Origin of the sequence: Litchfieldia sinesaloumensis (assembly GCF_900156865.1) — a bacterium.
Lineage (GTDB): Bacteria > Bacillota > Bacilli > Bacillales > Bacillaceae_L > Ferdinandcohnia > Ferdinandcohnia sinesaloumensis.
In genome coordinates, this window is the sequence record NZ_LT732529.1 from 3,118,013 (window position 1) to 3,131,264 (window position 13,252).

General features: G+C 34.1%; 10 protein-coding genes. 2 read left to right on the top strand and 8 right to left on the bottom strand.

The window, feature by feature from the left end:
• The first annotated feature begins 179 nt into the window (after positions 1-179).
• Both CZ490_RS15435 and CZ490_RS15440 read left to right on the top strand, forming a co-directional pair.
• Entirely contained in the window at positions 180-815 is a 636-nt protein-coding gene (locus tag CZ490_RS15435; protein WP_077619731.1) for a YigZ family protein, read from the top strand.
• A gap of 36 nt (positions 816-851) precedes the next feature.
• Positions 852-1,847 carry an LCP family protein gene (locus CZ490_RS15440; RefSeq protein WP_077621089.1) on the top strand — a complete coding sequence of 332 codons (996 nt, stop codon included), beginning with the start codon at positions 852-854 and terminating at the stop codon, positions 1,845-1,847.
• 326 nt (positions 1,848-2,173) lie between these two features.
• Here the strand turns inward: CZ490_RS15440 and CZ490_RS15445 are convergent, their stop codons facing one another.
• From CZ490_RS15445 to CZ490_RS15480, 8 genes are all read right to left on the bottom strand, one after another.
• Positions 2,174-5,158, bottom strand: a complete 2,985-nt coding sequence (locus tag CZ490_RS15445; RefSeq protein ID WP_159439966.1) for an N-acetylglucosaminidase — start codon at positions 5,156-5,158, stop codon at positions 2,174-2,176.
• A 184-nt stretch (positions 5,159-5,342) separates the two neighbouring features.
• Positions 5,343-6,218 (bottom strand): UTP--glucose-1-phosphate uridylyltransferase GalU, encoded by an 876-nt coding sequence (gene galU, locus CZ490_RS15450; protein ID WP_077619733.1) that lies wholly within the window; start codon positions 6,216-6,218, stop codon positions 5,343-5,345.
• A 5-nt stretch (positions 6,219-6,223) separates the two neighbouring features.
• A complete protein-coding gene (locus CZ490_RS15455; protein WP_077619734.1) occupies positions 6,224-7,327 on the bottom strand; it encodes a glycosyltransferase in 1,104 nt (367 codons plus the stop codon).
• 33 nt (positions 7,328-7,360) lie between these two features.
• Complete coding sequence (locus tag CZ490_RS15460; protein ID WP_077619735.1) at positions 7,361-8,611, bottom strand: O-antigen ligase family protein; 1,251 nt, start codon at positions 8,609-8,611, stop codon at positions 7,361-7,363.
• A gap of 1 nt (position 8,612) precedes the next feature.
• Complete coding sequence (locus CZ490_RS15465; protein ID WP_077619736.1) at positions 8,613-9,770, bottom strand: glycosyltransferase; 1,158 nt, start codon at positions 9,768-9,770, stop codon at positions 8,613-8,615.
• Positions 9,767-11,101: a flippase gene (locus tag CZ490_RS15470; protein WP_077619737.1), complete on the bottom strand. Its 1,335-nt coding sequence runs from the start codon at positions 11,099-11,101 to the stop codon at positions 9,767-9,769. Before CZ490_RS15470 ends, CZ490_RS15465 begins: the two co-directional genes overlap by 4 nt.
• 85 nt (positions 11,102-11,186) lie before the next feature.
• Entirely contained in the window at positions 11,187-12,500 is a 1,314-nt protein-coding gene (locus CZ490_RS15475) for a nucleotide sugar dehydrogenase (RefSeq protein ID WP_077619738.1), read from the bottom strand.
• Positions 12,497-13,243 carry a Wzz/FepE/Etk N-terminal domain-containing protein gene (locus CZ490_RS15480; RefSeq protein ID WP_077619739.1) on the bottom strand — a complete coding sequence of 249 codons (747 nt, stop codon included), beginning with the start codon at positions 13,241-13,243 and terminating at the stop codon, positions 12,497-12,499. Before CZ490_RS15480 ends, CZ490_RS15475 begins: the two co-directional genes overlap by 4 nt.
• Positions 13,244-13,252 lie beyond the last annotated feature (9 nt).

Sequence of the window (13,252 nt, forward strand, 5' to 3'; positions counted from 1 at the left end):
TTACAATTGTATTACATTCGACCTATGGCAAAACAAAACATTGATGTAAAAATAATGTCGTTTTATAATATAAGAATGGGCAAAAATTTACAAAAGAAATCCGTAAGTGTCGAATCTTGTCGCACTCCGTTATCTAACCAATTTTTTCGTAGTAAAGCCCAGCTAGGAGGTATTACGCATTGCTTCAATCCTATTATACAGTAAAAGGGTATGGCGAGCATGAAATAATTATTCAGAAATCACGCTTTATTGCGTATATAAATCGTGCAACAACTGAAGAAGAAGCACAAGAATTCATTCAAAAGATAAAAAAGCAAAACTGGGACGCAACTCATAATTGTTCAGCATACCTGATTGGGGAGCACGATCATATTCAAAAAGCAAATGATGATGGTGAGCCAAGTGGTACTGCTGGAGTACCAATACTAGAAGTACTAAAGAAAAAAAAGTTAAAAGACACAGTTGTTGTCATAACTAGGTACTTTGGAGGAATAAAATTAGGAGCAGGAGGACTTATCCGCGCTTACGGCAAGTCAACCTCAGAAGGATTACAAGCAACAGGCATCGTTGAGCGTAGGTTAATGAGGGTGATGCATACTAAAATTGATTACACCTGGCTCGGGAAAGTAGAAAACGAACTTCGCTCGTCTATCTATCAAATCAAAGAAATTAAGTATATTGATGCAGTAGAAATCGAAACCTATGTAGAAGAAGCCCAAACACCACTATTTACTGAATGGATGACAGAGCTTACAAATGGACAAGCCGAGATTTCTAACGGTGTTGTGGAGTATTTAGAAAAGAAGTTAGATTAAATAAGCTTCTAATAAAGAGGAGAAATTAAAGTGAATATGTCAAGAGAATCCGTAAAAAAGAGAAAGAAAAGAAAGCGTAGGATTTTTTTAAGAATATTTTTATTTATTCTGATTATTATTCTTGCGTTTGGCGGTTATGTTTTCTACTCCGCTATGAAGGCAGCAAACAACTCATATGAAGAAATAGACCGAGGCAGTAAATCGGAGTTACGGGAGGAAGAAGTAACTATAAGTAAGGATCCCTTCTCTGTATTACTAATGGGTATTGAGGATTATACTAGTGGAGGTAAGGGTGGTCGATCAGATACTTTAATGGTAGCTACTTTTAATCCTGATGATGAATCAATGAAGCTAGTTAGTATACCAAGGGATTCGCTTGTAACAATTCCCGGAAAGCAAAAAAAGGATAAAATTAATCACTCATATTCTTCAGGTGGGAAAGAGTTAACAATAAAAACAGTTGAGAATTACCTTGATATCCCAATTGATTATTATGCAACTATCAACTTTGAAGGCTTTGTGAATACTATTGATATTCTTGGTGGTGTCACTGTTGACGTACCTTTTGACTTTTGGGATTATAAACAGGGTGATTGGAACACCAAATATTACTTTACCGAAGGTAGGATGAAGTTAGATGGCGATGAAGCATTAACCTATGCACGAATGAGATATCGGGATCCTATGGGTGATATTGGTCGAAACGAAAGACAAAAGCAAATCGTAATGGCAGTTATTGATGAGTTGGTAAAACCATCTTCTGTAATGAAAATAGATAAAATCTCTAAAGAAATAGGCAACAATATCCAAACAAACTTAAAGGTTAGAGATTTACTTGCGATTCTTAAGCAATATCCAAATTTCGGTTCTAATAATATTGAAACACTTACACTAGAAGGACATAGTGACACGATAAATGGAATTTCTTATATTATCCCAGATGAAGATTCAGTAAATGAAGTTCATAATGAGCTTATGAATCATCTTGGTTTACAACAAGCTAACCAATATGGTTATGAAAACAACAACTGAAAATAGTAATACCCCCCACATTAAAGTGGGGGGTATTTTTCTAGCCAGAAGCCAACAATTATCATTCTGCCTGAAAGAAATATACTATAATAAAACAGTTTACAGGTACAGGAAATAGTTGTAGTAACTAAATCTATGTTTGTATTAACTATAGGATTATTATCTTTATAAAATAGGTAAGAGTATAAGTACCTATCATAGAGTGTTTTTACACATATTCAAAAGCAACTTTAAGAAATATAAAAAGACATGAGTCCGAAGTATATCAGAACTCATGTCTAGAAGACCAATATCTATATAAATTTTTTAGATTCAGGCCTTTTATATTACTGTCGATAAACTGGTAATTCAAAAGTGATGGAATAGCCATCCAGCAAACGATACAGATCATGAATTCTGCTTGTTTGTTTAACTGCCCACCCGATATCAGTAGCATATAAGTATGCTCCTGGAGTTTCTGGATTCCACTTCATTTTATATAATGTATTCTTTTGATTATGAACATACTTTTCCGCAATGAATTTAGCTCCACCAATAATTGCCTTGTCTGGGGTAGTCCAACCTTCATAATATGCCTTTTCAACGCCACATTTTAGTGCACATGAATCAGCCGCTCCAATACCGTACATATTATATACGATATTATCATACGAAGTAGCGGAAGCATCTAATATGTCAATTACCAATTGACCATCTTCATTATATTTTCTATTAATCTTCACACCTGTAGCAAGTGGAGACTTACCATTTCCAGTCTCGTGTAAAGCATGTGAAAGTAGATAGACTTCATTAATATTGTTTACTTGCCCGGCTTCAATAAAAACTGATGCTCGTCCTGTTAATATTCCTTTATCCTTAAGAATTTTTTCATTCACTTCGGTTGCAGTAACACCAGCAGTTCCGGATAGTTTCATGAACTGATAGAAAGCTGATGAATCACGACTGAAATTGTTTGGATCTAAGTAATATAGTGTATCTTCAGGGCTAGCATTTTTCCACATTGCTTTGTGTTCGATTTGGTACCAACCATTTTTCTCATCAACGATATTAACCTTGGCACCATTGCTTAGCTTTGCAACAACCCAAAAATCCGTTGATGCTCCACCTCTAACGTTCAATGTTGTAGCTGTTACATAACCAACCGTTGGATCAGATGAATCCAGTCGAATATGATCTTTTGACACAAACGTATCATAATACTTATCAGTCTGTGGCGGTGGAGATGAGGCCATTTGTTTAACCAATGATTCTTCTAAAGAAAGATCATATTGATTATAAACATAAGAAATAAATGGTCCAATCTGAACATCAGGTTTGTAAATATATCCTATTCGTCCTCCAATTGAGACTTCAAGCCATTCTCTGGAAGACTGACGAATAATTGGATATGTTAATCCCGGCTCAAGAGTTACAAATTCAACTAAATCACCTTCGGTTACAATAGAGGTCTTTTTAACCGTTGTAAAAGTTGTAGTTGACACTTTTTTACCTGTATCAACGCCGCGTAATCCCCCACCGGTTGAAGGATGAACATCACTCATCCTTACGTATGCACTGCCATGACCGTATTTTATCTTAAAGAACCCTTCAGTACGGCTCTGGATCACATATTGCTGTTCTTTTACCAAGTTTCCAACTGTAACGTTTTTACCATTCTCGTTCAAATAGATGTTTACCTTACTAAAAAGTGACTGAAAATACTTATCATTGGATGAGAAGAACATTTCAAGATGCGGTTTATATACATAACCAATTCTTCCTCCAAAGTCGACTTCCAACCAATAAGTAGAAGTCTGTCTAATGAATGGGTAGTATTCTCCTGGGTTGATTGTCCCCATTTCAACAAGACTACCAGAAGTATTGTCATATACTACTAGACTTTGCCTTGCTCGAATTGACTCTCCTGAATCTGATGTAGAATTATTCACATTCTTTATGCTAATTCCAGATGATGGCACAATATGACCATTTCTGACATAAGCGAAGGAAGAACCGTATTTAATCCTTACAAACCCTGTAATATGTCCAATTATTGCATATTCTTGTCCTTTAGCTAAACGTGCAACAGGAATACTTTTACCATTTCTATTTACATATACATAGGTTTCATCTGTGGCAACTGTAAAATACTTATCGGAGGTATTTATTTTAGTGATTACATGTGGAATATACACATAACCAATTCTTCCTCCCAAATCGACTTCAAACCAGTTTGTAGATGATTGTCTGATGACAGGATATGTCTCTCCATTCTGGATTTTAGCGAATTCTACCAAACTACCAGAAGTATTGTCATATACAGGTAAATTCCGATTAGCTGTAAAGTATCGGTCAGAATTTGATTTCCCTTTGTTTAGATTCTTAATTGTAGATCCATTACTAGGTAAAATTGCTGACTTTCTTACATAGGCATTTTGATTTCCAAACTTAACTCGGACAAAGCCCTCAATTTGACTGAGAATAACATATTCTTGCCCCTCAACCAATTCACCAACTTTTACATTAGAACCATTTTGATTCAAATAAATAGGGACATTTGCTTCATTCGACTTAAAGTACTTTTCTTTCCCCGTAAAAACTGGCTGAGTAGCAACTCTCTGCACTATTTGTTTTTGTTGTGGCATAATTAAGTCTGAAGTTATAGTTTGTGATTGAGCTTGTTCGTTTACGTCTTCTATAGGTTGGGAAACTTCCTCTTCTTCTACCTCTTCATCGACTGATACAATAGCTTCTTCACTTTCTTCCATATTCTCAGTTTTTACTATCTTTCCAAGAACATTACCAAAAATGACTGTTACTACCTCATCGTTTTCATCAAAGACTCTCAAAGATTGAGAAGGTTCAACTGTCCCTAAAACAGACGTCAAATCTTCTGAATAGATATTCGTAAGGTTTGGAACCATGAATTCAGATAGGTCGGAACTATTTTTATAGAAACTAGTATCTGCATCATCAAGAGTTTCGAATGGGATTTGCTCTGCATTTATTACTTGATCCCCCATTTGAAAGAAATAGTTTCCATCTTCCGCTTGGCTCACAAATACTATAGCACCCTTTAATAAGGTCCCAATCAATTTTCCTTCCTCATTCTGCAATTGAATATCATTAGTTAACTTTACAAGTATCTGTGCCTTTTCTTCTTGTGAGCTAGAATGTTCAAGAATCTCAACAGTTTCTATTTGTTGATTCAAAGGTTGCTGCACTTCATTTGATTTAACCTCATTAGCCATCGAAATTCCTGGAATCCCCAGCAGCAAACAAAAAGTGTACAATAAGGTAACTAATAATATCTTTTTATTACTTTTTATCATCATCACTCCCCTCCTAGCCTCTTATTATATCGAATTTATGCTAGATTGTGTCAAATTTAGACATATTTTTTTATATCGTTGTATAACTTTTTTATGAGTTTTGTTAACCCTTAGATAGAATACATGATTGATAGTAAAGAATAAACACGAAAAATTATCCAAAAAAAAAGACTCAATATGAGTCTTAACGAAAAGTCTTGGTTAGTTCTATTAAATATTGTTTAAGTTCGTTTGAAAATTCTTGACGACTAAGCGCAATCTCAATTGTAGCTTGTATAAAGCTCAATTTATCACCAATATCATACCTTTTCCCATCAAAATGTAATGCCATAACCTTTTCAATTTCATTTAATCGATTGATTGCATCCGTTAGTTGTATTTCTTCACCTTTACCAGGCTTTTGGTTTTCTAGAATTGAAAATATTTCGGGCGTTAATACATAGCGACCCATGATAGCGTAATTAGATGGAGCATCCTGAATAGAAGGTTTTTCAACTAAAGAACTTAATTCAAAAAGTTTTTCAGAGAGCTGATGATTAATTTGAATAATTCCATATTTAGACACGTCAGACTCTTCAACAGGCTGAACACCAATTACCGGAGATTGATATTCATCATAAATGTCAATTAGTTGTTTTAATGTTGGCGTTTGAGATTGAACTATATCGTCTCCTAGCAATACTGCAAATGGTTCATTACCAATAAAACGACTTGCACAGTAAATGGCATGTCCTAACCCTTTTGGTTCTTTTTGTCGAATGTAATGGATATTCGCAAAATTCGCAACAGCTTGTACTTCTTCTAACAGTTGATATTTTTCCTTTTTAGCTAGAGTATCTTCTAATTCATATGCCTTATCAAAGTGATCTTCAATTGAACGTTTTCCTCTACCAGTTACAATTATTATATCTTCAATACCTGATTCAATTGCTTCTTCAACAATATATTGAATTGTTGGTTTATCAACGATTGGAAGCATTTCCTTTGGTTGTGCCTTTGTTGCAGGTAAAAATCTTGTACCTAATCCAGCAGCTGGAATAATTGCTTTTCTTACTTTCATAGTAATCACTCCTTAATACTAGTCATATCCTTATATATAGATTCCATAATAGAAACATTTTCTTCCCAGTCATACAGGGATTCACTAAAAATTCTACCTTGTTTACCTAAACGTTCTCTTAAAGCTTCATCGTTTACAAGGTCATATAATTTTTCAGAAATCTCTTCTGCGTTTTTGGGCTCTACGACAAACCCTGTTTCTTTGTCCTTAACTACCTCAGGAAGACCACCTACATTACTAACTATGACTGGTAATCCAGATGCTGAGGCCTCTACTATTGCAACACCGAAGCTTTCACTGTCAAGGGTACTAGGAGCACAGTATATATCTATTTTATGTAAATATGCCGGCACTTCTGTATGTGGAACCGCTCCAGTGAAAGTAACAATTTCATCCATTTGGTACTCAGTGACTAAATCCTGTAGTTCTTTAAGCTGTGACCCCTTACCAACAATCAGAAGCTTGATTTGATCAACAATCTTATATTTATATTCTTTCTTTAATCGTTCTATTAATAAGTGAACGCCTTTAATCAGGTATTCAGGACCGTATTTTGATTCTAATGCCTTAATCATACCGATTGTTATCTGGTTATTAGCTTTTTCTTTACTACTAGGTTTAAATCGATTCATATCAACACCGAAAGGAGTAACTTCTATCTTCATTCCCTTGGGACTAAACTTTTCAGTTTGCTTTTTCATAACATGGCTAGTCGATGCCAACCGATCCGCGGCTCTTAGATTTTTCACTAAAATTTTTTGTTTAGATGTACTTTCATATGGGAAGTCATATACATCACTTCCCCAAACAGATAATAATGTTGGCTTATAATTAATAAACCTTGATAGGGTACCGTATCCACTTGCATAATGGGTGTTAAGAATATCAGGCTTTAATTCAGAAATTATTTTTTTTGCTTTCACCGAATTCAAATAATATCCTAGCGGTGCTCGAAATGGAAGCAAAATAATATCAATTCGAGAGTCGATTTCATGCTCTTCTGGTGGGTGCATGGTTAGAAGTGTCAATTTATGATTACGATTAACTAAAGAATTAACCCATCTTACGGTATGAATTGAATTAGCTGGTGCTAGAAAACAAATATGCATAAATAATCATTCCCTTTAAATCATTTTTCGAAGCTACGGATTGGATTGTTGACTGGAGTCATCTATCTTATCTTTTTTTACTCCCGCTACATTTATAAATGCTAATGTGACACCATATAACAACCACATTGGCCAAAAGTAAAACAATCGACTTGGCCCAATACATGCAATAACAAATCCAATATAGCTTACGAACAAGCTAAGAGCTAAAGCTGATACATGATTATCTCTTTTAAAAATGACCCAGAGCTTCTTAAATATAAAGATTAGGAAAGCTAGATAAAATATAAATAAGATTACTCCATAATTAGTACTTACCTCAATCCACCAATTATGAGGGTTTACAATTCCATTTGTCTCACTTGGATTAACATGAAGTTGGAAATTCCCAGCCCCAACACCAACAAAAAAGAAATCGATAATAGAACGGATGCCGTTATAAATTAGACTCAATCTCGTGTTCGTTGAGTTATTTTCTGTGGACTCCATCACTTCAAACACTTTATTAATGATATCCCCTGAGTAGTAGATAAGGGCTCCAATATAAAGTGGAGTGAATATCAGAAAAAACTTCACTATATGTTTTAACTGAGGGCGATAAATCATAAATAAGAAAACTACAATTTGAACAATAAAAGCGAGTATGGCAATTCTCGATCCATTCATAAACATAATAAATAATATTGAAGCCAATATAGGTAATTGAAAAATACTTTTTCTAAATCTTACAAGGAAGAATGGAGTAACCATTACTAGAAATAGAGATAAATCATTCTCATTATAAAAAAAGGCTGTTGCTACTCTCAATCCTAGTCCTCCATATTTATCCGCCTCAATAACGTATCGTGATGTACTAAGATGAGTATTAAAAGCCAATTCAACAAATGATAGCAAAATAGTAATAATACCAATAATAATAAAGGAATAATCAACCCACTTTAATAAATACTTTTGATCCATGCTAGCTATGATAGAAAAGATAAGCAGGATAAATATACCAAAGTAATATAATTCCTTAATACCCTCAACTTTATCGGAAGCCCATAGGATTGATAGAACTCCATATAAAAACCAGCCTATCAGAAAAATAAGTGCAGGTTTTATTGGTTGTATCTGAATAGGGTTAAATAACAATACATATTTAGCGAATAGATATAGACCAAAAAGGATTAATACTATCCTGAGCAATGTGACATGAAGTGGTCCTATTGGTACATTTATTAAAAAAGGATCAAGAAAAACTAAAAAGAATAAAAACAAATATAAATAACCCTTTTTTTCCATTTTACACCCTCAAAACCTGATCATATAGATTCGTAATTTTTGTTACAACTGCTTCTTCACTAAAGCGAGAAATACAATCATTGCGTATTTCATTAGCATTATAGACATGGTAGTTATCTTCGATTGATTTCATTGCTAACCCTAATCCATCGATATCCTCTACCTGAACCAACTTACCATTCAATTCATTTACTATCATCTCGGGTCCACCACAAGCAGTGGCAACTATAGGTTTACCGCAGGCTAATGCCTCTATAAACACGACGCCAAAGGTTTCAAAACGACTTGCAAGTACAAAAGCATGTGCTTTTTGAATCTCCTCTTTAACTCTTTCCCGATTTAGCTCTCCTAAAAAGATAATTTGTTTTTCAACACCGAGTTGCTTCGTTAAGGATTCTAACTCAGATTTTTCTTCACCATTACCACCTATAACTAATTCAACTGGCTTTTCTTTGAAATACTTTGCAAATGCTTGAATTAGTATATCCATCCCTTTTTTATGCTGTAAAAAGGCAACTGAGAAAAAACGAAAAACTCCTGATTGCGATAGTTTAGTTTCATCAATTTGAAACATTCCTATATCCACAATATTAGGAATGATTTTTACTTTATCCTTCGATATATAATTTTCAAGCTCCTTTGCCAAACCTGGTCCAACTGAAATGACATATTCAGCCCTCTGACATGCATAAGATATTTGTTCTTTCTCATATGGTCGAATTAAATTCCTTAAAAAGGCTGTTGAGTGTTCTGTAATCACAAATGGAACATTCTCTTTTTCGGTTAATTTAGCAACAGACCAACCTGCCCATAAACATGAATGAGCATGAAGTATATCTGGTTTTCCTTCTTTCTCGACATAAAGCTTATATAATTTTACCAATCTTGAGTAGAATACCTTTGCGGTAGCAAACGGAACACGACCTGGGATAATATTATATCCACGTAGCCGATACGTTTTCACACCATCTTCAAGTCCAACCCAAACGCCTTTTTTAGCTTTAGATACCTTCATCATCCTTGTCGTCCATACTTCGGGATACAACACTGTTACATCATGCCCAGCCTTTTGAAGGGCCTTAGCTTGTTCTTTGAAAAAGATACCATTTATCGGATTGTTTTCAGTTGGATACCACGATGGAACTATAACAATTTTCATGTTGACACCTTTCTGCGTTTAACTTTTTTTAGAATTCGTGCATAAAACTGATAGTCCTCAGATTGGATAATCAATAGTTTATATATTTTTACACCTGTTTGCTTTTTAAAAATAAACAATTTAATTACAGTAGCTAGGCTATATGTAACTGATGTTGATGCTGCAGCACCAATTATACCATAGTGAGGAACTAAGAGAATATTAAGAACTATATTAGAAACAACTGTAACAATCGAGACATTCATATTTATCTCCGGTTTTCCCCGGCCTGCTAAATCATTAGACAGTATTCGATCAACTGAGAATAAAACAATACCTGGTAATAATAGTTTAATCGCAAGTGAACTTTCTATATATTCTTCACCAAATAAAATGAGTACAACCAAATCACTTAAAAGAAAAAAGATAAAACCACTAATAATTGATAACCAAAGGACATTTCTACTTAAAATAGAGGTGAGGTGATTCTTTTCATCTTGACTTTCAAGTGATGATACCGTTGGAAACAACACAGAGGAAATGGCTTGCGAAACAATCCATAACCTTTCCGCAATAGAAACCGCCGCAGTGTAAATTCCGACAGCTGCAGGATTAATATAAAAAGAAATAATAAATATATCTGCACGATAATTTACAAATGAAAGAATATTGCTTATATGTGCTTTTATACCATATGATATTGATTTTTTAAAATAATCCTTTGAATAGACCCCGTCTTTTACCTGTACTCCAAGTCTACTTTTTAAGAAATAACGTGATAGCAAATATTGGGCAAGAATACCTAATACAAATGCGAATAGTGCTCCAATTATGTCAAGGCGAATTATAACCAAAAATAGAATTGTAAATAACAATGCTATAATTTGTCTTGATAATGAGAGCATGTTATAGCTTTTAAAATCTTGTTTGCCCTGAAAAATAACTAAATAATACTCATTTAAAAATAGAAAGGGCATTAATAATAAAATAACAAATAGATAAACAGGGTCGACGTCCTGAAAGAATTGCTCTGAGAAAAACAAAAGAAAAAGAGCTCCCAGAATTACAGAAAAGAAACTAAATAATAATCCACTTCTCGTATTTGTCTTTAAAATATCTTCGATATGGTAGTTCTTTTTACCTATATAATACACAGAAGAAGAACCTATTCCCAAGTTGAATATGGTTAGTAACATCGTAGGTAACAAGATGATAAGTTGGTAAATTCCATTACCAGTCGGCCCCAAAACCCTTGCTATGATAACGGTATAGAGTAGGCCTATTAGTATCGCAGATATTTGTCGACTAATTGTCATTAATGTGTTTTTAATGAATTGTTTTGATTCACTCATGATTATACCTCTTACAAGATAGTAGAAATAAAATAGAACTATAAATATAAATAACCATATTTATATTTATAGTTCCCTTTCGTTATTAAAGCTTATAATAATTTTCGTTCGTATTGAAGTCTTTTAGCGCGTTACGAGTATCAAATATGACTTTACTTTCATTTACGATCATATCATAATCGAAATCTGTGTGGTTCGTTAGAATTAGAGTCATTTCACTCTGATTAAGAAGTTCTTTAGTTAGTGGTAGAGTTTCAGCAAAATTCTTCCCACATTTATAACTCTTAATATAAGGATCTACTACGAGTACTTCGGCACCTTTTTCACGTAGCATTGTAATAATAGGAAGAGATGGAGATTCACGATAATCATCAATATCCTTCTTGTATGCCACTCCTAAAACAGCAATCTTTGATCCTTTTAGGGGTTTTCCATATTCATTTAAAATCTCCAAACTTTTTTGAACTACATATTCAGGCATGCTATTGTTAATTTCTCCAGCAAGCTCGATTAGACGAGTATGGTAATTATACTCACGTGCCTTCCAAGTTAGGTAGAATGGATCGATAGGAATACAGTGTCCGCCAAGTCCTGGACCTGGATAGAATGCCATAAAACCATATGGCTTTGTTTTAGCAGCATCAATTACTTCCCACACGTCAATGCCCATTCGCTTACATAAGATAGCCATTTCGTTTGCTAATGCAATGTTGATATGTCTAAATGTATTTTCAAAGATTTTTTCCATTTCAGCTACAGCAGGACTAGACACTTCGTGCACATCGCCTTCAAGAACAGCACGGTAAAGAGCAGCTGCTACCTTTGTACAGTTTTCAGTAATCCCACCAATTACTTTTGGTGTATTTTTGGTGTTATAAAATTTGTTTCCTGGATCCACACGCTCTGGGGAATACGCAACAAAGATTTGCTCTCCAACTACTAGTCCACTTGCTTCAAGTGCTGGTTTTACAATTTCCTCTGTTGTTCCAGGGTAGGTAGTAGATTCAAGAACGACGAGCATTCCTTCATGAACATACTTTGCAATTTCATTTGAAGAACTTTCCACATATGAAGTATCCGGCTGCATATGTTGATCTAACGGTGTAGGTACACAAATAGCGACTGTATCAACTTCTTTGATTTTTTCATAATCAGTTGTTGCTAGAAGTCTACCTTCCTTAATCATTTCAGATAATTCTTCATCAACCACGTCACCAATATAGTTAATCCCCTGATTAACCTGGTCAACTCTAGATTGTTGTACATCAAATCCGATTACTTTATAACCCGCCTTTGCTTTTTCAACTGCTAATGGCAGACCTACATAGCCTAAACCAACTACACCGATTACTGCATCTTTAGATTCAATTTTATTTAATAAAGTTTCAAACGTACTCATTCTGACATCTCCTTAAATTGACGAGCGTTAATTATATATTTCCACAAAATCACAATAATTAACATTAATTGAAAAAATGCTGCACCACCAAGAACTATGTAACGGAGGGAGCTTGGTTTGTTTGCGTTGTGAATAATTTCAGAAATATAAGGTTCTTTCAATTTTGATAACTGTATATCAAGCTGATGAAAATTTTCTTCCATGTACGCAAGTTGCATTGTTAATATATTTTCAACAATGTTAGTATTTAAAGATTCTGGTAATGACTTTATCAAATTGTTTTTATAATCATCATTCAGCAGGCCTTCAGGAGATTTAATTTGAGAATCTAAAAAATTATAATAATCTCTTATAGCTTGTTCTTGTAAAGAATAATTTTCTTTTAAATCCTCTTCAAACTCCTTTGCCACACTCTCTATATTTTCTTTTACCTTGGAATCGTTTGAACCAACAAGGTGTAAACTAATTACATTATTGTCTGGTATCGTTGCATTAAAACCTTCTTTAAGGTCGTCAGGTAGCATTTTCTTATATTTCCCTTTAATTAAGGCAACCTTCGACAATTCCTCATTTTGTGCAGTACCTGTATAAACATTAGCGATAGAAGAATAAGTTACTTTCTGTAAGGAGCTATAACCATACCCAAGCCCCATCCCAATTATGGTAGCCAATAATATAAGCCATTTCTTTTTCCATAAAAACGTTAAATACCCATAAAGAACATATTGATTTTGTTGTTCCATAATATCTCC